The sequence below is a fragment of the Stenotrophomonas sp. SPM genome (genome assembly GCF_003105135.1).
Classification (GTDB): Bacteria; Pseudomonadota; Gammaproteobacteria; order Xanthomonadales; family Xanthomonadaceae; genus Stenotrophomonas.
Map to the genome: position 1 here is coordinate 1 of NZ_QETL01000069.1, position 21,425 is coordinate 21,425.

The window sequence follows — 21,425 nt, forward strand, 5'->3', positions numbered from 1 at the left end:
GCCCTGGTCGCGGTGATGCGCAAGATGCTGGTGATCCTCAACGCCCGCAAGCGGGACGCGGAGGCCCAGATGGCCTCCGCCTAACAAGACAGTTGCTACAGGGGTTCCCTGGCGCCGGGATCAGCGCGCGGCGACGAACGCGGCAACGGCCGCGCGCAGTCGCTTGAGGCCTTCAGCCACTTCTTCGTCGGTGATGTTCAGCGACGGCACGAAGCGCAGCACGTCCGGGCCGGCCTGCAGGGTCAGCAGGCCCTGGTCGGCGGCGTGGTCGAGGATCGCACCGGCCTGGCCGGCAAAGGCCGGGCTCAGCACCGCGCCCAGCATCAGGCCGCGGCCACGCACGCCACTGAACACGCCGAACTCTTCGCTGATGCGGTCAAAGCCATCGCGCAGCGCCTTCGACTGGCGGCTGACGTTGGCGGCGATTTCCGGCGAGGCCAACTTGCGCAGGGCCACGCGGGCGACGGCCGCGGCCAGCGGGTTGCCACCGAAAGTGGTGCCGTGGGCGCCGAACTGCATGGTTTCGGCCACCTTCGGGCCGGCCAGCATCGCGCCGATCGGGAAGCCGCCGCCGAGCGCCTTGGCCAGGGTGACCATGTCCGGCACCACGTCATCCTGCCAGTGCGCGAACAGGGTGCCGGTGCGGCCCATGCCGGCCTGGATCTCGTCCAGCACCAGCAGGGCGTCGTGCTGGTCGCACAGCTCGCGCACGCGCTTGAGGAAACCGGACCTGGCCGGCATCACGCCGCCCTCGCCCTGCACCGGCTCGAGCATGACCGCAGCAACGTCGCCGGCGGCCATCGCGGTTTCCAGCTGCACCTCATCGTTGAAGTCGATGTAGCGGAAACCACCGGGCAGCGGCTCGTAGCCTTCCTGGTACTTCGGCTGGGCGGTGGCGGTGACCGCGCCCATGGTGCGGCCGTGGAAGCTGCCGCGGAAGGTGATGATGACGCGCTTGTCGGCCGGGCGCCCCTTGCTGGAGGCCCACTTGCGGACCATCTTGATCGCCACTTCATTGGCTTCGGCGCCGGAATTGCACAGGAACACGCGCTCGGCGAAGCGGCTGGCCTGCACCAGCTCTTCGGCCAGGTGCAGCGGCGGCGCGCTGTAGAAGACGTTGCTGGTGTGCCACAGCTTGCCGGCCTGCTCGACCAGCGCAGCCACCAGGTCCGGGTCGTTATGGCCCAGGCCGCACACGGCGATGCCGGCGGCCAGGTCGATGAACTCGCGGCCCTGGCTGTCCCATACGCGGGCGCCCTGGCCTCGCTCCAACACCACCTGGCGGGGCTTGTACACCGGCAGGTAGTAGTGCGACAGGGAGATCAACGGATCGGTAGCGGCGGTCATGGCAGTGGAGTGGGTTCAGGAACCCCCATTCTCGCCCCCCCAGCCCCTGCGGCACAATGTGCGGATGCGCCCGTTTTCCGCCCCCCAGCTGAACCCCGCCACCGCTTCCGGCTGGCGCCGGACCTGGTTCGACATCATCTACCGCCACGACACCCGGCCGTCGCGCAATTTCGACCTGATTCTGGTGGTGGCGATCATCGCCAGCATCCTGGTGGTGATGATCGACAGCGTGCAGCACCTGCACGTGGCGTGGTCGGACTGGCTGTACGTCATCGAGTGGGGCTTCACCGCCCTGTTCACGATCGAGTACCTGCTGCGCCTGGCGGTGGTGAAGCGGCCACTGCGCTATGCGGTCAGCGTCTGGGGCATCATCGACCTGCTGTCGATACTGCCCGCCTACCTGTCGCTGTTCATCCCCGGCGCGCAGAGCCTGCTGGTGGTGCGCGCGCTGCGCATGCTGCGGGTGTTCCGCATCCTCAAGCTGACCCGCTACATCGAGGAAAGCGGCATCCTTCTGCAGTCGTTGTGGCGCAGCCGGCGCAAGATCCTGCTGTTCCTGTTCACGGTCATTACCATCACGATCATCGCCGGCACCCTGATGTACATCATCGAGGGCCCGGCGCATGGATTCAGCAATATCCCGGCCAGCATGTACTGGGCGGTGGTGACCATGGCCACCGTCGGCTTCGGCGACATCGTGCCGCAGACCGTGCTCGGCCGTTTCGTCACCTCGGTGCTGATCCTGATCGGTTACAGCATCATCGCCGTGCCCACCGGCATCTACACCGCCGAACTGGCCAACACCATGCGCGATGCCGAGATGGCCGCGCGCCGGGATGCACGTGGCTGCCCGCAGTGCGGGCTGGAAGGCCACGAGCCCGACGCGCGCCATTGCCGCCGGTGCGGCAGTGCCCTGCCGGATATCTTCAACACGTAGATTCGCGGCGCCCAGAGCCAGTAGATCCACGCCATGCGTCGATGAGCACCGGCACAGTGCGGACCAACGGTCCGCACCCACCAGAGTCAGAATCCGTCAATGCATGCGGTTGCTGGTGGTGACCAGGTCATTGTATGCGTCCAGGATGTCCGACTGCGCGCCTTCCGGGGCCGAGGTGAGCCAGCTGCCCGAAGCCTTGCGCTCGGCGGCCAGGCCTTCGGCGCTGATCGGCTTGCCCTGCTCGATGCGTTCGATGCCACGGCCGGCCTTGCGGACCAGCATGTCGGCCGAGCGCTGCACATGGCCCCACATCGCGTCGTCCTTGCCGATGCCGGCGGCCTGCATCTCCTTCACCAGCGCCTCGTAATCCGCCAGGCGCGTGCGCAGCGCGGCGACGTCCGGCTTTTCGTCCTGGAAGGCCACCGCAAGCTGCTTGCCATCGCCCACCAAGCGCAGGTGGTAGTACGCCGGCGAACGGCCTTCGCTCTCTTCGATCTGCTTCAGCTGCGCGGCACGGCGGTCTTCCTCGTTCTTTTCCAGCGCCACGTCCAGTGCGTCGCTGGCCTTGAAGAAGGCCGCATAGGCCTGCATCAGCGGTGCGTGCTGGCCGCGCATGCCTTCGCCGCCATCGCGACGGAACTCCTCGCGGCTGAAGTAGCCATCGGCCTGTTCGATCTTCGCGTACAGGGCCTGGAAGGCCTGCTGGTAGTCACGCACCGGCGCATCCAACGGCGTTGCCGGCGTCATCGCCAGCGCGTCGGTCAGCGGCTGGCCGCAGTACTCCACACGGTGCGACAGCACCTTGCCCGGCGAGCGTGGCTGCGCTTCCTTGCCGGTCGGACCGGCCTCGACATCCTTGATCCAGCCGGTGTAGGTCTCGAAGCCCTCGTGGATGGGCTGTTCGACGCCGTTGTAGCACTCGATGTAGGCGTTGACCTTGGCCAGGCTGGGATCAGCCACCGACAGGCCGTTGGACTTGTTGCAGCCGGCCAGACCGGCCACGGCGCCCAGCAGCAGCACCGGCAGTACACGTACGGAAGCGTTCACTTCGGTTCCTCGCATGCAGAAAACAGGGCGCATTACTGCCGGTTGCTCTGGAAGACCAGCGCGTTGTATTCCTGCATCAGCTTGCCTGGCGAGCCCTGCGGCGCCATCGACGGCGAGTCGAGCATGCCGCGCTCAAACTGGCTGTAGGCCCTTTTCTCGCTGACACGCTGCAGTCGTTCCTTGCCTTGGCGGCGGAAGTTTTCCGCCTCGCGCTCGAAGCCTTCCCAATCGGATTTGCCGGGCTCCTGATCCGCCACCTTGGCATGCGCTTCGTCCGAAATGCGGTTGAAGGCGTCCAGACGCTCCTGCGCCTTGGCCGTGTCGAACGCATCCTGCGTCATCAGTTCGACGATAGCTTTGGCTTCCAGCATCATCGCCAGGCGGTAGTACTCGCGGGTGCGGCCCTCGGCCTGCTCCAGCACCTTCAGCTGCTCACGCTGCGCGGCATCGTTCTGGCGTTCAAGCTCAGCGTTGAACTGCTCGCTCGCTGCGACAAACTGCTTGAACGCGGCCATCAGCGGGCCGTGCATCTGCTTGGCCTTGGCAAACTGGTCGTCTTCGTAATCCTGCCGCTCGTAGTAGTCGTGGGCCTCCTTGCTGACCGGCGCCAGCGCCTTCAGCGCCTGCTGGTAGCGGCTGGCGGCGGCATCGAGCTCGGTCAGTGCAGGCTTGGCCGCGATCGCCTCCGTCACCGGTGCATCGCACTGCTTCATGTCGTAATCGCTGATCTCGAAGGGCCCGTAGATGCTCGATTCGCGGCCCGTCGGGCCTGCGTCGACATCCTTGATCCAACGCGTATAGGACTGGATGCTGTCACGCGTTTTTGAATCCAGTGCGTTGAAACAGCCGATGTAGGCGTTGAGCTTGGCGGTCAGCTGCTGCTGCGCGTCCACGGCAGCCGTCGCAGCGCGCTGCTCGGCCGAGCCCGACGTGGCCGGGTCGCCGGCAGGTGTATTGCCGCAGGCAGACAGGGCAAGCGCGAGCGCAGCAGCCAGCGCGGTGGAAGAAAGAATACGGGGCATGCGGGCCTTCCTTGAAAACGATTACAGCCGCGTATTCTAACCGAGCCCGCCGTGATGGCCGGCTCAATCCCGTAGCCTTTTCTACCGCAGTCAGTCGAGGAACAGATCCGGCAGCAGCGGCCGCGACGCGTCCACGGCGTAGCGGGAGAGATCGGTCACCCCGGCTTCGGCCAGCACCTCGTCATCGATCAGGAAGCGGCCGTGGAAACCGGCGGCCTCGCGCACCAGCACCGCGTGCGCGGCGTCGGCCATGATCTGCGGCGTACGGCAGCCGGCCGCATCCACACCGGGGATCATGTTGATCGCATCGGTGGCGATGACCGTACGCGGCCACAGCGCATTGATCGCCACGCCCTGCGGGCCGAATTCCGCAGCCAGGCCGAGGGTGACGAAGCTCATGCCCATCTTGGCCAGCGTGTAGCCGGTATGCGGGCCCCACCACTTCGGTGCCAGGCTGGGCGGCGGGGCCAGGGTGAGGATGTGCGGATTGGGCGCCTGCAGCAGGTACGGCAGGCAGGCTTGCGCGCACAGGAAACTGCCGCGCGAATTGACCTGCTGCATCAGGTCGAACCGCTTCATCGGTGTGTCCAGCGCGCCGCGCAGCCAGATCGCGCTGGCATTGTTGATGAGGATGTCGATGCCGCCGAAGGTATCCACCGTCGCGGCCACGGCCGCCTTCACCTGCTCCTCTTCGCGGATGTCGCACTTCAGCGCCAGGCCTTGGCCGCCGGCCGCGGTCACGGCTTCGGCGGCGCTGTGGATGGTGCCCGGCAGCTTCGGGTTGGGCACCGACGACTTCGCGGCGATGGCCACGTTGGCACCGTCGCGCGCGGCGCGCAGTGCGATGGCCAGCCCGATGCCACGCGAGGCACCGGTGATGAAAAGGGTTTTGCCCTGCAGACTGCCCACGTTCCACACTCCAGCGTATGCCATGAGCCGCCAGTATGCCGCGCCGACGCGGAGTTCACCGCGCGTTGACGATACTGATGCCCCGGTCACACGCACGAGGTTTACGCCATGCGCCGTTCCCGCCTGCTGCTGCCTGCCCTGGGCCTGGCCCTGCTCACCGCCTGCCAAGGCCGTTCGCCGGAACCCGGCACCGAACCCGCCACCGGCGATGCGCCTGCCGCCAACAAGGCCGCCGATGGCTCACTGCGCTGGAGCGAGTCGGTGGTCTGGGATGGCGACCTCAACGCATGCCGCCAAGGTGAGAACAGTGCAACGCGCGCGTGCCTGGCTGAAACGATGAAGTCCGCCGGCGCCAGCGCCGATGCCGTCGCCGCTGCCGAGCAGTTGTCCACCGGCGGCGAGCTGGCCTATGTGACGGCCTGGCATGAACACGATGGCCTGGGCGTGGCCACGGTGGAGTATCCGTTCCGCGCCAACACCAACGAAGGCACGCGACTGGTGGACGCCGCTGGCAAGCGCATCGATGTCGACGCGGTGCAGCTGGACGACACCCTGCGCGCCGACCCGGGGGTACAGGCGGTGCTGGCCGCGCACCCACAGGCCACGCCGTTCGCACCCGCGCAGTCTGCCGGTACCGCACCGCTCGATGGCGGCGGCATTCGCCTGCTGTACCGCACGCCGCTGCGCGACTGCCATGCCTGCCCGGATGTCGGCCAGCTGCAGATCGGCTATGACTTCGACGGCAAGCGCAATTTCATCGGCCAGCAGGTGGTGCCGACGGCGCCGTAGTGCTGCAACGCCGCGTGCCCGCCGGGCATGGCCCGGCGGCGGGGCATTGAATCAACAGTACGCCTGCACCTGCTTCTTCAGAAGATGCGGCACGATCCATCGATGCACCGGCGCCACCGGAAGCATGTATACCCTGCCAAACGCATTGTAGGTATGCACGACGGTGGCCACTTGCAGCACGTCGCCCTGCCACTGCAGGGCCAGCTGCACGCGGAGGTGGCGGTCGTTGTCTTCCAGCACGATGGCGTCCTCATCCAGCGACTGCAGGGTGAAGATGCCCAGCCGCTGGCCCGGTCGCGGCGCGGCGGTGTCCTGCACGGCGCGCAACGAACCCAGGTCCTTCATGCCGAGCAGGCGCATGCCGCGGTTGCGCAGCGCCATCAGGCCATCGAACCAGCCAGGAATGGTCGCTGCCACATCGCGGTATGCCTGCAACGCGCTGCGGCCGTTGCGACGGGTATGGGCCTGGCAGGCATGCACGAAGCTGGCGCCGGGCAGCTGCGCACGCAGCACGCTGGCCGCGCTCGGCGGGCCGGTCACCACCTGCGCGGCGGTCACGGCTTCGGTCCCTGCCCTTCGTTGTCTTCCCAATGCAGGATGCGGCGGGTGACGAAGCGGTAGACCGGCTTGCCGGTGGCGAACCACAGCTCGCGCACCCACGAGGTGCGCTTGAGCACGCGCTTCTCCACCGGGGTAAGCGATTCGCGGCAGTACATGCGCTTGTGCTTGAGCAGGTGGCGCAGGTCTTCGCGGGCCAGCAGGCGCATCCAGCGCGAACGCGGGTTGCCGATCACCGCCAGCTGGAAATCAATCAGCGCCGGGCGGCCGTCCTCGGTCACCAGCCAGTTGGCTTCCTTGGCCAGATCGTTATGCGCCACGCCGCGCCGGTGCAGCTGCTGCAGCAGCCGGCGCGCGGCACGGAACCAAGCCAGGTCGCCACGCGGCGGGCGCTGGTACATGGCATCGCCGGCCATGAAGCTGCGGTCGAGGTGGCGGCCATCCCAGTCCAGCAGCTGCGGCACGTCGGCCATGCCCTCGATGTGTCGCAGCGCGCGTGCTTCGCGACGGGCCAGCCACCACGCCGGCACGCGCAGCCACAGCGGCGTTGCGCCCAGGTCGCGGCGTACGAAGGGGCCATGCGGCCCCTGCACGAGCAGGATGCGGCCGAAGCTGTCGGCCTTCAGGGCATGCGTTGGAGCGTCGGTCGAGTGCGGCATGCGCCCATTCTAGGCGATGGCGCTGGTTGCAAACGGTCACCAAGCCGCTGGGAACCAGTCACCTTCACGCCTCTATAATCGGGCAATGGACTCTTCATGGATCGACGCCACCCTCGCGTGGATTGCCGCTCATCCCGTACTCGCGGGCGCGGTTATTTTTCTGATCGCCTTCTGCGATGCGGTCATCATTCTCGGCGCCATCGTGCCGGCGCTGCCCCTGCTGTTCGCGGTGGGCGTGTTCATCGGCCTGGGGCAGATCTCCGGACCGTATGCCGTGGCCGCGGCGGCGCTGGGTGCGTTTGCCGGTGATGGCATCAGTTACTGGATCGGCCGCCGCTGGGGCGACCGCCTGCGCGGGGTCTGGCCGTTCAGCCGCTACCCGCAGCTGCTGGACCGCGGCGAGAACCTGTTCCGCCGCAATGCCTTCAAGAGCATCCTGATCGCGCGCTATGTGGGCGCCATCCGTCCGTTCGTGCCCGCCATCGCCGGCATGCTGAAGATGCCGGCCAGCCGCTACGTGCAGGCCAGTGGCATCGCAAGCCTGTCGTGGGCGGTGCTGTTCCTGGCCCCCGGCTGGATCCTTGGCGAGGCCTATGACGCCGTCGCCGCGGTCGCCGGGCGCCTGGTGGTGGTGGTTGGCCTGCTGGTGGTCATCCTCGGCCTGGTCTGGGCCATCGTGCTGTACGGCTATCGCTGGTCGGCCGCGCGCATGGACCACTGGCTGGCGCGCCTGCTGGACTGGTCCAACCGCCACCCCACGCTGGGCCGCTACACGGTCGGCGTGCTCGATCCGAAGCGCCGTGAATCGGTGCCGCTGGCGATGCTGGCGCTGATGCTGCTGTTGCTGGGCTGGGGCTGGTTCGCGCTGCTGACCGTGGTGGTCGCCCATGGCGAACCGCTGGCCATCGACCTGCTGGTGCACCAGGCCATGCTGGCCCTGCGCAACCCGCTGGCCGACTACCCGATGGCCGCACTGGCCTCGCTGGGCGCGTGGCAGGTGCTGATGCCGGCTACCGCCGCGGCCATGGGCTACCTGGTCTGGCGCCGGCGCTGGATGGCGGCCGCGCACTGGCTGGCTGCGCTGGCCTTCGGCCTGGCCCTGACCAAGCTGCTGGGCACCACCGTGGACGTAGTGCGCCCGGTCGATGCCAGCAGCGGATTCGGCTTCCCCTCGGTGTCGGTGACCATGGCCACCATCACCTTCGGCTTCTTCGCGGTGCTGATCGCCCGCGAAATGCCCGGCCGCACCCGCGTCTGGCCGTACCTGGTGTCGGGCATCGTGGTCAGCCTGATCGGCTTCTCACGCCTGTACCTGGGCGCGCACTGGCTGAGCGACGTCATCGGCGGCATGTTGTTCGGCACGTTCTGGCTGCTGGTGCTGGGCATCGCCTACCGCCGCCGCTTCAACCGCTCGTTCTGGGTGAAGCCGGTGGCGTGGCTGTTCTACGGCGTCTTCGCGGTGGCGGCGATGTGGTACGCGCCGCGCAACATCCCGGTGAAGCTGGAGCGCTTCGAACCGACCCTGCCGGCACCGCAGGCCATGGACATGCAGGCCTGGTGGCAGCACGACTGGGCCAGGCTGCCGGCACGCCGCAACGAGTTCGACGATGACCAGCGCTGGCCGCTGGATGTGCAGGTGGCTGGCCCGCTGGCACCGCTGCAGGCGCAGCTGGAGGCGCGCGGCTGGACCGTGCAGGCGCAGGCCGGCTGGGAAGAAGCCCTGCTGATGCTGGACAAGAACACCGGCGCCGACGAGCTGCCGGTGCTGCCGGCCACGCTGGAAACGCGGGTGGAAGCCCTGCTGATGGTGCGCCAGGGGGCGAAGCCGGAGGAGCGCTACGTGCTGCGCCTGTGGCCGGCGCCGGGCCAGCTGCAGCCGGGCGACGTGCCGCTGTGGCTGGGCAGTGCGCAGACCCTGCGCTACGAGCGCCACTTCGAGTGGATCGGCATGTGGCATCCGGTGCGCGGCATCGACCCCGCGTTCAACGCGGTGAAGGAGGCCGTGCAGGGCATGCCGCAGCACGAGGACGTGCACGCCGAAACCGGGTTGCCGGTGCTGCGGTTGAAGACGCAGCCGTGATGGATCCGCCGGGCATGGCCCGGCGCTACCGGAACGTGTAGAGCCGAGCCTGTGCTCGGCTGATCCTCGCGCGATCCGGCAAGCCGAGCATGGGCTCGGCTCTACAGTAGATCCACGCCACGCGTGGATGGCCGTTTCCGTAGATCCACGGCACGCGTGGATGGCCGCTTACGGCATCCACCCCAACAACTGCTGCAACCGCTGGTGCGGGTCGTCCATCTGCAGCAGCAGCAACCGCTGCTGCTCGCCCAGCGGCAGCAGTTCGGCCAGCCGCCAGCCGACCCAGCTGGCCTGGTCCAGCAACGCCGGGTTGGCCGGCGCATAGGCTTCGCCGGCCTGCTCGATGATGTGCCCCAGCACCGTGGCCAGCAGCGCATGCTGCGGCTTCAGTTCGTCATCGGGGTCTTCCTCGCACCAGCGCACATCGGCCACGACCAGGCCGTTGTCGCGCACGCGGGTACGTTCGACATGGAAACGCCGGGTGCCGCGCAGGCGCAGCTGCAGCACGCCATCGGCGCCGACATCGAAATCCTCGATGCGGACCTGCACGCCGTAGGCCGCCGGGGTAGCCGGCTCCCCCACTTCCTGCCCTTTCAGGATCAGGCAGACACCGAAGCCCTCGCCGCTGCGGCCGGTGTCGCGCACCAGGTCCAGGTAGCGGCGCTCGAACACGCGCAGGCCAACCGCCGCGCCGGGCAACAGCGTGGTGTGCAGCGGAAACAGCGGCAGCGAAACGTCGGTGCTCATTGGGCCTGCAGGGCGGCGAGGAAGCGGCGCGGCGCGCCGTCGAAGCCACCGTTGGACATGAACACCACGTGGTCACCGCTGCGCACGCTGGACTGCAGCTGTGCCAGCAGTGCATCGGTATCGGGCACGGCATGGGCCTGGCCACGCACGGCGGCGATCACCGCCGCGGCATCCCAGGCCAGTTCCGGCCGATGCAGGAACACCACTTCGTCGGCCAGCGCCAGCGACGGTGCCAGCGCCTGCGCGTGTGCCCCCAGCCGCATCGAGTTGCTGCGCGGTTCCATCGCCACCACGATGCGTGCGTCGCCGACCTTGGCGCGCAGGCCGTCCAGCGTGGTCGCGATCGCGGTGGGGTGGTGGGCGAAATCATCGTAGACGGTGATGCCGTCATGGCTGCCGATCACTTCCATGCGGCGCTTGACGCTGCGGAAGCGGGCCAGCGCCGGGATCACCTCGGCCGGGGCCACGCCCACCGCATGCACGGCGGCCAGTGCGGCCAGGCCGTTGAGTACGTTGTGGCGGCCCAGCAGCGACCAGTGCACATCACCCAGCGCCTGCCCGCGGTGATGCACGCGGAAGGCGCTGCCATCGGCGGCCAGCAGCTCGGCATGCCAGTCCAGCGACGGGTCGAAGCCGAAGCGCTCGACCGGGGTCCAGCAGCCCATCTGCAGCACCTTGGCCAGGTGCGCGTCCTCGCCATTGACGATCAGGCGGCCGCGCGCGGGCACGGTGCGCACCAGGTGGTGGAACTGGCGCTCGATGGCCTCCACGTCCGGGAAGATGTCGGCGTGGTCGTATTCGAGGTTGTTGAGGATGGCCACCAGCGGCCGGTAGTGCACGAACTTGCTGCGCTTGTCGAAGAAGGCGGTGTCGTACTCATCGGCCTCGACCACGAACTCGCGGCCCTGGCCCAGGCGGGCGGAGACGCCGAAATCCTCGGCCACGCCACCGATCAGGAAGCCCGGCGAGCGCCCAGCGCTTTCCAGCAGCCAGGTAAGGATGGTGGTGGTGGTGGTCTTGCCGTGGGTGCCGGCCACGGCCAGGGTGTCGCGGCCCGGCAGCACCTGCTCGGACAGCCACTGGGCGCCGGAGATGTAGCGCTGGCCTGCGTCGAGCACGGCTTCCACGGCGGGGTTGCCGCGCGACAGGGCGTTGCCGATCACCACCTCGGCCGTGCCCGGCGGCACGCTGTCGGCGCGGTAGCCCTGGTCCAGGACGATGCCCAGCTGTTCAAGCTGGGTGGACATCGGCGGATAGATGGCCTGGTCGCTGCCACTGACCGTATGGCCCAGTTCCCGCGCCAGGGCGGCCACGCCACCCATGAAGGTGCCGGCGATTGCAAGGATATGTACGCTGCTCATGACCGGGGATTGTGACCGATCACGGCTGTATAGGGCCATTGTCGGCAGCGGGGTCAGACAACTCCTACAGCGCTTGTGAGAAAAGTCCAATCGTCTGTCAGGGAATTCCTGATAGCGCAGGTATGTGAACCCGTACACAATTCAGGAAGCCAGCCGTAGTACCCGAACCGGTCCTACTCCCCAAGAGGCCATCCCCAAGGGAGCTCATGCTGCGGAGCCCTGAGCAAGCTCATCGCTGGCACCTATGAAACGAAACAGGCCTGGTCCACAAGGATCAGGCCTGTTTCGTTGTCGCTGTGCGGCGGCCGGCGCAGGGCCGGCCAACCGCCATCAGCTCTTGATCGCCGCCAGGATGCGGGCTTCGATCTCGTCCAGGTCACCGACGCCATCGACGCGGGCCAGGGTGCCACGGCCGGCGTAGAAGTCGACCACCGGGGCGGTCTGGTCGTTGTAGACCTGCAGGCGCTGGCGCACCGCTTCCGGGTTGTCGTCGGCGCGGCCCTGTTCCTGCGCGCGGCCGGCGATGCGCTCGACCAGCAGCTCGGTGGCCACGTCCAGCTGCACCACGGCGTCCAGCGGCTGGCCGATCTTGGCCAGCAGGCCGTCCATCGCATTGGCCTGGGCCACGTTGCGCGGGTAGCCGTCCAGGATGAAGCCCTTGGCGACATCAGCCTGGGTCAGGCGCGACTCCAGCATGCCCAGCAGGATGTCATCGGACACCAGGTTGCCGGCATCCATCACCGCCTTGGCCTGCTTGCCCAGCTCCGAGCCCGCGGCGATTTCCGCGCGCAGCATGTCACCGGTCGAAATATGGGCGATGCCCAGCTTTTCCTTCAGGCGCGTCGCCTGCGTCCCCTTGCCCGAACCGGGCGGTCCCAACAGAACCAATCGCATTGACCTGACTCCAACGTGTTGAAAACAAAGAAGGTTCGCGCCCCGGACGGACCGGTATCGCTGCACCGCAATAGCGCCACTTTAGCGCATACGGGTAATGTCTCTGCAATGTCCCCCTCACCGAGCAGGTAGAAGCATGCGCAGCGGCACCCTCCTCTACGCCCAGTCCGGCGGCGTCACGGCGGTCATCAACGCCACCGCGGCGGCGGTCATCGAGCAGGCCCGGGCCAAGGGCATCAAGGTCCTGGCCGCCCGCAACGGCATTCTCGGCGCCCTGCGCGAGGAGCTGATCGACACCAGCAAGGAGAGTGCCGCCGCCATCCGCGCCCTCGCCCACACCCCGGGCGGTGCCTTTGGGTCGTGCCGGGTCAAGCTGAAATCGCTGGAGGCCGACCGCGCCCGTTACGACCGCCTGCTGGAGGTGCTGCGCGCCCACGACGTGCGCTGGTTCCTCTACAACGGCGGCAACGACTCGGCCGATACCGCGCTGAAGGTGTCGCTGCTGGCCAAGGCGTCCGGCTACGACCTGACCTGCATCGGTGTGCCCAAGACCATCGACAACGATCTGGCGGTGACCGACACCTGCCCGGGGTTCGGCTCGGCGGCCAAGTACACCGCGGTCTCAGTGCGCGAGGCCGCGCTGGACGTGGCGGCGATGGCCGAGACCTCCACCCGCGTCTTCATCTACGAGGCGATGGGCCGCCACGCCGGTTGGCTGGCCGCCGCCGCGGGCCTGGCCGGCAACGGCGAGGACGAAGCCCCGCACATCATCCTGCTGCCCGAGCGTGCCTATGACGAGGCTACCTTCCTGGCCAAGGTCAAGGCCGTGGTCGAGCGCGTCGGCTACTGCGTGGTCGTGGCCTCCGAGGGCATCGCCACCGCCGATGGCCGCTTCGTCGCCGACGCAGGGGGCGGCAAGGACTCCTTCGGCCATTCGCAGCTGGGCGGCGTGGCCGCGCATCTGGCCGGGCGGGTCAAGGACCAGCTTGGGCTGAAGGTTCACTGGGCCCTGCCCGACTATCTGCAGCGATCGGCCCGCCACCTCGCCAGCAAAACCGACTGGGAACATGCCCAGGCGGTGGGCAAGGCCGCTGTGCAGCTGGCGCTGAAGGGCCAGAACGGGGTGATGCCGGTGATCGTACGCAGCAGCGATGCGCCGTATCGCTGGAAGATCGAGGCCGCGCCGCTGGCGAAGATCGCCAACCACGAGAAGAAGATGCCGGCCGGCTTCATCCGCCGCGATGGTTTCGGCATCACGGCCAAGGCGCGTGCCTACCTGCAGCCGTTGATCAAGGGCGAAGCACCGCTGCCCTACGGTAGCGACGGCCTGCCGAGGTACGTGACGCTGAAGAATGTAGCGGTGAAGCAGAAGCTGCCCGCGTTCGAGGGCTGATCCACGGTCGGGGCGAGGGAGGAAGGCGATGGCACTGCGCGTTGTTCGACTCGGCAGCCCGCGCGAGCCCGGCGAGGGCCTGCGCATCGGCACGGTGCGGCGGCCGCCACGGGGCGTGCCGCGTAGCGAGTTCGCCCGGCAGGATTGGTATGACGTCTGGTTCCCGACGCTGTCACCCAGCCCGGCGCTGGTGAAACTGGCGCACGAGGCGAAGACTGCGGCGGACTGGAACGCCTTTTTCCGCCACTTCAAGGCCGAGATGAAAGCGCCCGAGGCCGCCCATGCGCTGGATCTGCTGGCGGCACTGTCGCAACACAGCGACATCGCCGTGGGCTGCTACTGCGAAGAGGAGGCACATTGCCATCGCAAGGCGCTACGCGAGCTGCTGGTGGCGCGCGGGGCCAAGCTGGCTGGGGTGTGATGGCGGCGGCAGTAGATCCACGCCATGCGTGGATGCGACATCGGTGCCGACCAACGGTCGGCACCCACCCGTATCAATTGCAGGCCTTGCCTTCCACCTGCAGCTGCGCGGCGAACATCGTCACCTGCGGGATCTTGCCGGCGGCCGCCTGCTTCTTCGCTTCTTCCAGATAGATGCGTGACTGGCCCTGGCCATCCAGCGCCTGGGTGTTGCTGACCGGCAGGCGCCACACCCGCACCACCGCCTGCTGCGCCGGGCACGCGGCATTGGGCACGCGGATCACGTCGTTGAGCTTCCAGCCCTTGTCGGCACTCGGCTGCGCCTTGGCGTAATCGACGAAGCGGGCGCGCGGCTGGCACTGCTCACTGGTGCGCACGGCGGAGAAGCGGTACGGCTCGGCGGCCTGGCCGGTGAACACGCCTTCCAGGCGTGCGCAGGCCTCGGGAATCTGCCGCAGCGTATGCACCGCGCCCACCGCCTGTGGTGCGCCGACCGCCCGCTGCAGCTCGGGGGTTTCTGCGGCCAGGGCCGGCAGGGCCGGGACCAGGGCGGCAAACATCAGCAGGGACAGGCGCATGGGGAATCTCCGTCAGGACTGTGCGCAGGCTTGCAGAAGGTGGCTTAACGGGGTGCAAAGGGTGCCGCGAAGGAGCCAGTCGAGCATGGCTCGACTCTACAAGGGCCGGGACGCATACTGCGGGCACCAGGGAATGCTGAACACCGCCATACGTCGGACGACCGTTTCGGTCGGCACGGGTTGGTTCCAGGCTGCAACCCGTCGTCCCCCTCGTGGTGCCGTTCATCGCCACTGGATGCTCACCATCCATTCTGCGGAGGGGTCTGATGCTGGAACGTCATGGGCTGTCACTGGCGCTGGGCTGCGCCATTCTCGCGATCCTCTACGGGATCATCTCGGCGCGCTGGATCCTGCGCCAACCCACCGGCAATGAACGCATGATCGCGATCGCCACCGCGATCCAGGAAGGCGCGCGCGCCTACCTCAACCGCCAGTACCTGACCATCGGCGTGGCCGGCGTGGTGCTGTTCGTGCTGGTCGGCGTGTTCCTCAGCTGGTATACGGCCATTGGTTTCGCGGTCGGCGCGGTGCTGTCCGGCGCGGCCGGCTACATCGGCATGAACGTCTCGGTCCGCGCCAACGTGCGAACCGCCGAAGCCGCGCGCAACGGCATCAGCGCGGCGATGGACGTGGCGTTCCGCGGCGGCGCCATCACCGGCATGCTGGTGGTCGGCCTCGGCCTGCTGGGCGTGGCCGGCTACTACGCACTGCTGCTGCGCATGGGGCTGCCGATGGAACAGGCGCTGCACGCCCTGGTCGGCCTGGCCTTCGGCTCCTCGCTGATCTCGATTTTCGCCCGCCTCGGCGGCGGCATCTTCACCAAAGGTGCCGACGTCGGCGCCGACCTGGTGGGCAAGGTGGAAGCCGGCATTCCCGAGGACGACCCGCGCAACCCGGCGGTGATCGCCGACAACGTCGGTGACAACGTGGGCGACTGCGCCGGCATGGCCGCCGACCTGTTCGAAACCTATGCGGTCACCGTCATCGCCACGATGCTGCTGGGCAGCCTGATGCTGAGCGAGGCCGGTGCCAACGCGGTGCTCTACCCGCTGGTGCTGGGCGGGGTGTCGATCATCGCGTCGATCATCGGTGCGTTGTTCGTGAAGGTGAAGCCAGGCGGCTCGATCATGGGTGCGCTGTACAAGGGCGTGATCGTCTCCGGCGTGCTGGCGGCCATCGCGTTCTACCCGATCACCACCGTGCTGATGAGCGACAACGTGCATGGCCCGATGGCGCTGTACGGCTGCGCGCTGATCGGTCTGGTGCTGACCGGCCTGATCGTGTGGATCACCGAGTACTACACGGGCACGCAGTACAAGCCGGTGCAGCACGTCGCGCAGGCCTCGACCACCGGCCACGGCACCAACATCATCGCCGGCCTGGGCATCTCGATGAAGTCCACCGCGCTGCCGGTGGTGTCGGTGTGTGCGGCGATCTGGGGCGCGCATGCGCTGGCCGGCCTGTACGGCATCGCCATCGCCGCGACCGCGATGCTGTCGATGGCCGGCATGATCGTGGCCCTGGATGCGTACGGGCCGATCACCGACAACGCCGGTGGCATCGCCGAGATGGCCGAGCTGCCCTCGGACATCCGCGACATCACCGATCCGCTGGACGCCGTGGGCAACACGACCAAGGCGGTGACCAAGGGCTATGCGATCGGCTCGGCGGCGCTGGCCGCGCTGGTGCTGTTCGCCGACTACACGCACAACCTGCAGGCGGCCAACCCGGGCCAGGAGTTCCGCTTCGACCTCAGCGACCACACGGTGATCATCGGCCTGCTGATCGGTGGCCTGATTCCCTACCTGTTCGGCGCGATGGCGATGGAAGCGGTCGGCCGCGCGGCCGGTGCGGTGGTGGAGGAAGTGCGGCGCCAGTTCCGCGAGATTCCCGGCATCATGCAGGGCACCGGCAAGCCGCAGTACGACAAGGCCGTGGACATGCTGACCCGCTCGGCCATCCGCGAAATGATCGTGCCTTCGCTGCTGCCGGTGGCCGCGCCAGTGGTGGTGGGCCTGCTGCTGGGGCCACGTGCGCTGGGCGGCCTGCTGATTGGCACCATCGTCACCGGCCTGTTCGTGGCCATTTCGATGACCACCGGTGGCGGTGCCTGGGACAACGCCAAGAAGTACATCGAAGATGGCCACTTCGGCGGCAAGGGCAGCGAGGCGCACAAGGCCGCGGTGACCGGTGACACCGTCGGTGACCCGTACAAGGACACCGCCGGCCCGGCGATCAATCCGCTGATCAAGATCATCAACATCGTGGCGCTGCTGCTGGTGCCGCTTCTGTAGATCCGCGCAGCGGGGCTCGGAGCCCTTTACCGGGCGCTCCGAGCCCGTCGCAGGCTGGAGCAGCCGAGCCTGGGCCCGGCTCCACCAGGCAGTTCAGCGAGCGAACTCCTTCTCCACATGGGCGTGGACGCTGCGGAAAGCGATGTTGGCGGCATCGATCATCTGCTCAATCTGCCCTGGGGTCAGCGCTACTGCATCCAGCGCCGTAGTGAATCGGCGCCAGTGCACGGCCACCCCGTCAGGGTGCCCGGCCAGGTGGCGGGCCCCGAACCGGTGGTCCAGCCCCAGCGCGGCGGCCATCCGGTAGAGCACGGCGGCGCCGAGACTGGACCCTTCGGCGACGTACATCCAGCCCAGTGCTTCCGGCAGCGATGCACCGGGCAAACGGGCATCGGGATCCTGCGCCGGCAGTTCCACGCCAAGATCAAGGAGGTCACGGCGGACCTGCTGCAGCCGACGGCGCTCTGGCAGATCCGGCAGCAACGCCATCAGCGTCGGCATGCCATAAAGCGCGTCAACACTGCGATGGAAGCGGTACTGCACTTTCAGGAAACGGCCGAAGCGGGCGCGGTCAGCGAAAATGCCTTCGGCCAGGATGCGCTTGTCTAGCGCGTCGTGGCTGGCCCGCGTTGCGGCTTTCAGAAGGGCGCTGCGGTTGCAACCGCACGCGTCTGGGGTGTTCATCACGGGACGACGGAAGACATAGATAATGCAGCTTACCTTTCCTTTGCCAGGCTGTCGCAATGATCACCACCGAACCGAGCATGACCAATCTGTTCCTGCAGCTGGGCCTTGAAGAGAGCCCCGAGGGGATCGCCAGCTTCATCAGCAGCCATCAGCTCGCCACCGGGGTGGAAGTGGCCGACGCCCCATTCTGGAGCGATGCTCAGCGGCAGTTCCTTGCCGAATCGCTGCAGGCGGACGCGGCCTGGACGACGGTGGTGGATGAGTTGAACGAAGCACTGCATCAGGACGCAGTGCAGGCCGCCGCCGCGAACTGAAATCCTCTGGTTACAGGCACTCGGTCAGGCCGTCGTAGACGCTGGTCGAGGTGCCCGGCAACGGCACATCGATCGAATCCCGTGGAGGGACGGCTTCCAGCGCCTGCAGCAGGCTCTCCAAGGGCGTGCCCACAGCCAGCGGCAGCACGCAGGCATAGCTGCGCAGGTCGACATCGATGCTGCCATCACTGCGTACCGAGGTGCTGCTGCCGACGAAAGTCCACGTGCAGGCGGCCACCTGACCGGTGGCCCGCTCGACCGAGCAGCGCAGGCGCATGGGCTGCAGGTTGTAGTACTCCCCTTCGCAGAAGGTATCGCCGCAGACATCATCGAAGCCGGCCACCAGCGCGCGCTCGACGTTGCGGAAACGCTCCCAGCCACTGGCCTGGTCGGGATGGAGACGGGCATCGACGAAGCGGTCCGCGGCGACGGCGGGCAGGCTGGCCAGGCACAGCGGCAGGCCGATCACCAACGACAGGGCACGCCTCATGGCTGCACCCCCGGGCCCTGCAGGCACTCGAACAGGCCGGAAAACAGGCTGCGACCGACCACCGGCAACGGCGCCACCAGGCCGCCGGGGGCGGAAAGCGACGCATGGAAGGCTTCCACCGGCACCCCGGGCAGCAGGTCGGCCGGGCAGACCCAGCGACCGTTGTCCACCTGCACCTCGCCGGTGGCGGGCTGCACGCGCAGCTCGCTGGCCGCCACCACCCAGGTGCAGCGGGTGATCACCGCCGCCGCCAGCTGCACGGCGCAGCGCACCTGCATGACCCGGTAGTTGCTGTAGTCGCCCGCGCAGATCGTGTCGGCGCAGATGTGGTCGAAGCTCCGCATCAGGGCTGCTTCCAGGTCGTAGAAACGGTCCCAGTTGGCCTCGCTGGTGGGGAAATCGACCAGGTCGACATGGCTGCCGGCGACCACCGGCGGGGCGACGGACAGCAGTACGGCAAGGCCACAGCAGCGTATCCAGGTCATGGCGGTGCTCCTCGGGAATGAGGATCCAGCCTGCGCCGCCACGCGCCCCCGCCCCCATCGGGAAACCCCGCCCAGACGCCTCCGCCAGGGTCCCCTACCAAGGTCGGCGCCGCCCTACCCTGCACAGCGCCCGGCAAAGGCATAAAATGGTGGGCTATCCGTCCACATCCCCCACCTGGAGCACACCATGGGTCTGGAACTCGTCTCGCCCGGCAAGAACCCGCCGGAAGAAATCAACGTCATCATCGAGATCCCGAAGGACTCGGAGCCGGTGAAGTACGAAGTGGACAAGGAAACCGGCGCGATCTTCGTCGACCGCATCCTGTCGACCCCGATGCGCTATCCGTGCAACTACGGCTACGTGCCGAGCACCCTGTGTGGCGATGGCGACCCGGCCGACGTGCTGGTGGTGCTGCCGCTGCCGCTGGTCCCGGGTTCGGTCGTGCGCTGCCGTCCGGTCGGCGTGCTGAAGATGAGCGATGAGGCTGGCAGCGACGAGAAGATCCTGGCCGTGCCGGTCTCGAAGATCTTCAGCGGCTACGCCCACGTCGAAGACATCGCCCAAGTGTCCAGCCACTGGCTGGAGCGCATTGGCCACTTCTTCGAGCACTACAAGGACCTGGAAAAGGGCAAGTGGGTCAAGCTGGACGGTTGGGGTGGCGCGGCCGAGGCCAAGCAGATCCTGATCGAGGCGCACCAGCGCCACCTCGACAGCAAGGCCTGAGTCTGAACAGAATCGCTCCGGTGCCACGCGCCGGAGCGATGCTGGTCACGTTTCAACGCTGCGGCCCATCACTGTTGGCGCCGTATTAGGTAAATTGCGTCACTTCACACGTCATCGACGCGCGCCGTCGGGACAGCCAGGGGAATGTGTCGTGCGTATTCTGCTAGTTGGGGACTCAGACAGCCTGCCGGCTGAGCTGAGCGAGTTCATTGCCGATCTTGGGGAAGAATGGCAGCCGCTGACCGCCGTCGATGGCCACACTGCGATGTCCGCGGTGGCCGCGCAGGGCGTGGATGCGGTGATCGTCTGCCCGCAGCTGCCTGACCTCAATGCAACCACGTTGCTGGGGCAGATCCGCACGCTGCGGCCCGAAACCATCCGTATCGCACTGGTCGATGCCCAGCATGGCAACCGGCCGCCGCCGGCGCGCCTGATCGGGGTGGCCCACCGCTTCCTGCCGCTGCCGCTGGCGCCGGAAGTGCTGCTGGAAGCGCTGACCAGCCTGGAAGAGCTGCGCGAGGTGCTCGACAGCCCGCGCCTGCGCGATGCGATCGGCCGTATCGAGAAGCTGCCCTCGCCGCCGCACCTGTACCTGAGTCTGACCCAAGCGCTGGAGCATGACGACGACACCGACAGTGCCGACGTGGCCAAGCTGGTGGCCGCCGATCCGGCGATTGCTGCCAAGGTGCTGCAACTGTCCAATTCGGCGTTCTTCAGCCAGGGCCGCACCATTGCCGACCTGCGCACTGCGGTGACCCGCCTGGGCCTGGCCACGCTGCGCGACCTGGTGCTGGCCAGCGAAGTGTTTTCCACACCGACACTGTCCACAGCAGAGCGCAATTCGCTGCAGCAGCGCGCGCTGATGGCCTCGCGCCTGGCCGCGCGCCTGCTGCCCGAATCCAGTGCCGAGCTGGGCGCAACGGCCGCCCTGCTGGCCAATATTGGTCTGCTGCTGCCGGGCGTGCGCAACGAGCGCAGTGAACCGGCGCAGGCCGACGATCCGCGCCCGGGCCATGCCGAGGCCGGCGCCTACCTGCTGGGCCTGTGGGGCCTGCCGATGCCGATCATCGAAGCGGTGGCCTTCCACCTGCAGCCGCAGCGGGCCAACACGCGCAGCTTCTGGGTGACCGGTGCGGTGCATGTGGCGCTGGCACTGGTCAACGGCGACCCGGTGGACGAGGACTACCTGCAGCGTGCCAGCGTACTGAACAAGCTGCCGCAGTGGCGCGAGCATGCCAACAGCCTGATGGGGCTGCTACCGACCGAAGCCTGATCCTGCCCGAAGCCGTAGTTCCCCAGGATGGCGCGCCGTGAGGCGCGCCATCGTCGTTTCAGCGCTGGGGACAGGCGTCCAGCACGCAATCGCGCCACAGCGCCTCGCAGTACGCGGGCAGCTGGCCTGAGGCGAGGCACTCCTGGCGCAGTTCGGCGCAATAGCGGCCACCGGCGCAGATGATGAGGTTCTGGGCTGATGCCGATCCGGCCAGCGTGGCGTAGATCAGCACGGCCGCAGAGAGCTTGTTCAAGAGCGTGGCTTTCATATCCATCTCCAGGCGTCCGTCATTGGACAACGCCAATGTGCTGGATGCGACAGCGCCCGACCGTGATCGGTATCACCCTCCCCCGCCACTCAGATTTTTCCTACACAAGATCCAGAGAACCCTGCACAAAGAAGGAGGGCGGACCTTGC

23 protein-coding genes are annotated in these 21,425 nt (G+C 67.7%); 9 read left to right on the top strand and 14 right to left on the bottom strand.

Annotated features, from left to right (window positions below; genetic code table 11):
- Positions 1 to 120: 120 nt before the first annotated feature.
- A complete protein-coding gene (locus DCO49_RS13930; RefSeq protein ID WP_116864537.1) occupies positions 121 to 1,347 on the bottom strand; it encodes an acetylornithine transaminase in 1,227 nt (408 codons plus the stop codon).
- Between the two features lie 64 nt (positions 1,348 to 1,411).
- Between DCO49_RS13930 and DCO49_RS13935 the strand changes: the two genes are divergently transcribed.
- A complete protein-coding gene (locus tag DCO49_RS13935; protein WP_116864538.1) occupies positions 1,412 to 2,284 on the top strand; it encodes an ion transporter in 873 nt (290 codons plus the stop codon).
- A 96-nt stretch (positions 2,285 to 2,380) separates the two neighbouring features.
- Here the strand turns inward: DCO49_RS13935 and DCO49_RS13940 are convergent, their stop codons facing one another.
- The 3 genes from DCO49_RS13940 to DCO49_RS13950 all read right to left on the bottom strand — a co-directional run bounded on the left by DCO49_RS13940 (position 2,381) and on the right by DCO49_RS13950 (position 5,286).
- Positions 2,381 to 3,331: a YiiG family protein gene (locus tag DCO49_RS13940; protein ID WP_116864539.1), complete on the bottom strand. Its 951-nt coding sequence runs from the start codon at positions 3,329 to 3,331 to the stop codon at positions 2,381 to 2,383.
- A gap of 32 nt (positions 3,332 to 3,363) precedes the next feature.
- Positions 3,364 to 4,353, bottom strand: a complete 990-nt coding sequence (locus tag DCO49_RS13945) for a YiiG family protein (protein ID WP_116864540.1) — start codon at positions 4,351 to 4,353, stop codon at positions 3,364 to 3,366.
- Between the two features lie 90 nt (positions 4,354 to 4,443).
- Positions 4,444 to 5,286, bottom strand: coding sequence for an NAD(P)-dependent oxidoreductase (locus DCO49_RS13950; protein ID WP_116864541.1), 843 nt, complete (start codon positions 5,284 to 5,286; stop codon positions 4,444 to 4,446).
- A gap of 84 nt (positions 5,287 to 5,370) precedes the next feature.
- On the opposite strand from DCO49_RS13950, the gene DCO49_RS13955 reads away from it, so the two are divergent.
- Complete coding sequence (locus DCO49_RS13955; protein ID WP_116864542.1) at positions 5,371 to 6,051, top strand: hypothetical protein; 681 nt, start codon at positions 5,371 to 5,373, stop codon at positions 6,049 to 6,051.
- Between the two features lie 51 nt (positions 6,052 to 6,102).
- Here DCO49_RS13955 and DCO49_RS13960 read toward each other — a convergent pair whose 3' ends face one another.
- Together DCO49_RS13960 and DCO49_RS13965 are read right to left on the bottom strand one after the other, a co-directional pair.
- The gene (locus DCO49_RS13960) at positions 6,103 to 6,609 is read right to left on the bottom strand and encodes a DUF2867 domain-containing protein (RefSeq protein WP_116864543.1); all 507 of its coding nucleotides are present in this window, start codon (positions 6,607 to 6,609) and stop codon (positions 6,103 to 6,105) included.
- Positions 6,606 to 7,268, bottom strand: a complete 663-nt coding sequence (locus DCO49_RS13965; RefSeq protein WP_116864544.1) for a serine/threonine-protein kinase — start codon at positions 7,266 to 7,268, stop codon at positions 6,606 to 6,608. Before DCO49_RS13965 ends, DCO49_RS13960 begins: the two co-directional genes overlap by 4 nt.
- 85 nt (positions 7,269 to 7,353) lie before the next feature.
- Here DCO49_RS13965 and DCO49_RS13970 point away from each other — a divergent pair, with 85 nt between their 5' ends.
- Positions 7,354 to 9,348: a bifunctional DedA family/phosphatase PAP2 family protein gene (locus tag DCO49_RS13970; protein WP_116864545.1), complete on the top strand. Its 1,995-nt coding sequence runs from the start codon at positions 7,354 to 7,356 to the stop codon at positions 9,346 to 9,348.
- Positions 9,349 to 9,516: 168 nt separating this feature from the next.
- Here the strand turns inward: DCO49_RS13970 and DCO49_RS13975 are convergent, their stop codons facing one another.
- The 3 genes from DCO49_RS13975 to DCO49_RS13985 form a co-directional block, all read right to left on the bottom strand.
- On the bottom strand, positions 9,517 to 10,095 hold the full coding sequence (locus tag DCO49_RS13975) for an LON peptidase substrate-binding domain-containing protein (RefSeq protein ID WP_116864546.1): 579 nt from the start codon (positions 10,093 to 10,095) through the stop codon (positions 9,517 to 9,519).
- The gene (gene mpl, locus DCO49_RS13980; RefSeq protein WP_116864547.1) at positions 10,092 to 11,456 is read right to left on the bottom strand and encodes a UDP-N-acetylmuramate:L-alanyl-gamma-D-glutamyl-meso-diaminopimelate ligase; all 1,365 of its coding nucleotides are present in this window, start codon (positions 11,454 to 11,456) and stop codon (positions 10,092 to 10,094) included. The genes DCO49_RS13975 and mpl overlap by 4 nt, the downstream gene beginning before the upstream one ends.
- 330 nt (positions 11,457 to 11,786) lie before the next feature.
- A complete protein-coding gene (locus tag DCO49_RS13985) occupies positions 11,787 to 12,350 on the bottom strand; it encodes an adenylate kinase (protein WP_116864548.1) in 564 nt (187 codons plus the stop codon).
- Between the two features lie 136 nt (positions 12,351 to 12,486).
- Between DCO49_RS13985 and DCO49_RS13990 the strand changes: the two genes are divergently transcribed.
- Together DCO49_RS13990 and DCO49_RS13995 are read left to right on the top strand one after the other, a co-directional pair.
- A complete protein-coding gene (locus DCO49_RS13990) occupies positions 12,487 to 13,743 on the top strand; it encodes a 6-phosphofructokinase (RefSeq protein WP_116864549.1) in 1,257 nt (418 codons plus the stop codon).
- A 28-nt stretch (positions 13,744 to 13,771) separates the two neighbouring features.
- A complete protein-coding gene (locus DCO49_RS13995) occupies positions 13,772 to 14,164 on the top strand; it encodes a DUF488 family protein (protein ID WP_116864550.1) in 393 nt (130 codons plus the stop codon).
- Positions 14,165 to 14,237: 73 nt separating this feature from the next.
- Here the strand turns inward: DCO49_RS13995 and DCO49_RS14000 are convergent, their stop codons facing one another.
- Complete coding sequence (locus tag DCO49_RS14000; protein WP_116864551.1) at positions 14,238 to 14,741, bottom strand: hypothetical protein; 504 nt, start codon at positions 14,739 to 14,741, stop codon at positions 14,238 to 14,240.
- Between the two features lie 266 nt (positions 14,742 to 15,007).
- Between DCO49_RS14000 and DCO49_RS14005 the strand changes: the two genes are divergently transcribed.
- The gene (locus DCO49_RS14005) at positions 15,008 to 17,035 is read left to right on the top strand and encodes a sodium-translocating pyrophosphatase (RefSeq protein ID WP_116864552.1); all 2,028 of its coding nucleotides are present in this window, start codon (positions 15,008 to 15,010) and stop codon (positions 17,033 to 17,035) included.
- 93 nt (positions 17,036 to 17,128) lie between these two features.
- Here the strand turns inward: DCO49_RS14005 and DCO49_RS14010 are convergent, their stop codons facing one another.
- Positions 17,129 to 17,719, bottom strand: a complete 591-nt coding sequence (locus DCO49_RS14010) for a biliverdin-producing heme oxygenase (RefSeq protein ID WP_116864553.1) — start codon at positions 17,717 to 17,719, stop codon at positions 17,129 to 17,131.
- 59 nt (positions 17,720 to 17,778) lie between these two features.
- Between DCO49_RS14010 and DCO49_RS14015 the strand changes: the two genes are divergently transcribed.
- Entirely contained in the window at positions 17,779 to 18,036 is a 258-nt protein-coding gene (locus DCO49_RS14015) for a DUF2789 domain-containing protein (protein ID WP_116864554.1), read from the top strand.
- A 10-nt stretch (positions 18,037 to 18,046) separates the two neighbouring features.
- Here the strand turns inward: DCO49_RS14015 and DCO49_RS14020 are convergent, their stop codons facing one another.
- Together DCO49_RS14020 and DCO49_RS14025 are read right to left on the bottom strand one after the other, a co-directional pair.
- Positions 18,047 to 18,526 carry a hypothetical protein gene (locus tag DCO49_RS14020; protein ID WP_116864555.1) on the bottom strand — a complete coding sequence of 160 codons (480 nt, stop codon included), beginning with the start codon at positions 18,524 to 18,526 and terminating at the stop codon, positions 18,047 to 18,049.
- The gene (locus DCO49_RS14025; RefSeq protein ID WP_116864556.1) at positions 18,523 to 19,011 is read right to left on the bottom strand and encodes a hypothetical protein; all 489 of its coding nucleotides are present in this window, start codon (positions 19,009 to 19,011) and stop codon (positions 18,523 to 18,525) included. The genes DCO49_RS14020 and DCO49_RS14025 overlap by 4 nt, the downstream gene beginning before the upstream one ends.
- 187 nt (positions 19,012 to 19,198) lie before the next feature.
- Here DCO49_RS14025 and ppa point away from each other — a divergent pair, with 187 nt between their 5' ends.
- On the top strand, positions 19,199 to 19,735 hold the full coding sequence (gene ppa / locus DCO49_RS14030; RefSeq protein ID WP_005410935.1) for an inorganic diphosphatase: 537 nt from the start codon (positions 19,199 to 19,201) through the stop codon (positions 19,733 to 19,735).
- A 151-nt stretch (positions 19,736 to 19,886) separates the two neighbouring features.
- Positions 19,887 to 21,008, top strand: coding sequence for an HDOD domain-containing protein (locus DCO49_RS14035; protein WP_116864557.1), 1,122 nt, complete (start codon positions 19,887 to 19,889; stop codon positions 21,006 to 21,008).
- A gap of 58 nt (positions 21,009 to 21,066) precedes the next feature.
- Here the strand turns inward: DCO49_RS14035 and DCO49_RS14040 are convergent, their stop codons facing one another.
- Positions 21,067 to 21,282 carry a hypothetical protein gene (locus DCO49_RS14040; RefSeq protein WP_343126029.1) on the bottom strand — a complete coding sequence of 72 codons (216 nt, stop codon included), beginning with the start codon at positions 21,280 to 21,282 and terminating at the stop codon, positions 21,067 to 21,069.
- Positions 21,283 to 21,425: the final 143 nt, after the last annotated feature.

Bases quoted from the DNA above. Each gene is read 5' to 3' on its own strand.
- DCO49_RS13930 (WP_116864537.1), bottom strand. From the start codon at position 1,347: ATGACCGCCGCTACCGATCCGTTGATCTCCCTGTCGCACTACTACCTG.
- DCO49_RS13935 (WP_116864538.1), top strand. From the start codon at position 1,412: ATGCGCCCGTTTTCCGCCCCCCAGCTGAACCCCGCCACCGCTTCCGGC.
- DCO49_RS13945 (WP_116864540.1), bottom strand. From the start codon at position 4,353: ATGCCCCGTATTCTTTCTTCCACCGCGCTGGCTGCTGCGCTCGCGCTT.
- DCO49_RS13950 (WP_116864541.1), bottom strand. From the start codon at position 5,286: ATGGCATACGCTGGAGTGTGGAACGTGGGCAGTCTGCAGGGCAAAACC.
- DCO49_RS13955 (WP_116864542.1), top strand. From the start codon at position 5,371: ATGCGCCGTTCCCGCCTGCTGCTGCCTGCCCTGGGCCTGGCCCTGCTC.
- DCO49_RS13965 (WP_116864544.1), bottom strand. From the start codon at position 7,268: ATGCCGCACTCGACCGACGCTCCAACGCATGCCCTGAAGGCCGACAGC.
- DCO49_RS13970 (WP_116864545.1), top strand. From the start codon at position 7,354: ATGGACTCTTCATGGATCGACGCCACCCTCGCGTGGATTGCCGCTCAT.
- DCO49_RS13975 (WP_116864546.1), bottom strand. From the start codon at position 10,095: ATGAGCACCGACGTTTCGCTGCCGCTGTTTCCGCTGCACACCACGCTG.
- mpl (WP_116864547.1), bottom strand. From the start codon at position 11,456: ATGAGCAGCGTACATATCCTTGCAATCGCCGGCACCTTCATGGGTGGC.
- DCO49_RS13985 (WP_116864548.1), bottom strand. From the start codon at position 12,350: ATGCGATTGGTTCTGTTGGGACCGCCCGGTTCGGGCAAGGGGACGCAG.
- DCO49_RS13990 (WP_116864549.1), top strand. From the start codon at position 12,487: ATGCGCAGCGGCACCCTCCTCTACGCCCAGTCCGGCGGCGTCACGGCG.
- DCO49_RS13995 (WP_116864550.1), top strand. From the start codon at position 13,772: ATGGCACTGCGCGTTGTTCGACTCGGCAGCCCGCGCGAGCCCGGCGAG.
- DCO49_RS14000 (WP_116864551.1), bottom strand. From the start codon at position 14,741: ATGCGCCTGTCCCTGCTGATGTTTGCCGCCCTGGTCCCGGCCCTGCCG.
- DCO49_RS14005 (WP_116864552.1), top strand. From the start codon at position 15,008: ATGCTGGAACGTCATGGGCTGTCACTGGCGCTGGGCTGCGCCATTCTC.
- DCO49_RS14010 (WP_116864553.1), bottom strand. From the start codon at position 17,719: ATGAACACCCCAGACGCGTGCGGTTGCAACCGCAGCGCCCTTCTGAAA.
- DCO49_RS14015 (WP_116864554.1), top strand. From the start codon at position 17,779: ATGATCACCACCGAACCGAGCATGACCAATCTGTTCCTGCAGCTGGGC.
- DCO49_RS14020 (WP_116864555.1), bottom strand. From the start codon at position 18,526: ATGAGGCGTGCCCTGTCGTTGGTGATCGGCCTGCCGCTGTGCCTGGCC.
- DCO49_RS14025 (WP_116864556.1), bottom strand. From the start codon at position 19,011: ATGACCTGGATACGCTGCTGTGGCCTTGCCGTACTGCTGTCCGTCGCC.
- ppa (WP_005410935.1), top strand. From the start codon at position 19,199: ATGGGTCTGGAACTCGTCTCGCCCGGCAAGAACCCGCCGGAAGAAATC.
- DCO49_RS14040 (WP_343126029.1), bottom strand. From the start codon at position 21,282: ATGGATATGAAAGCCACGCTCTTGAACAAGCTCTCTGCGGCCGTGCTG.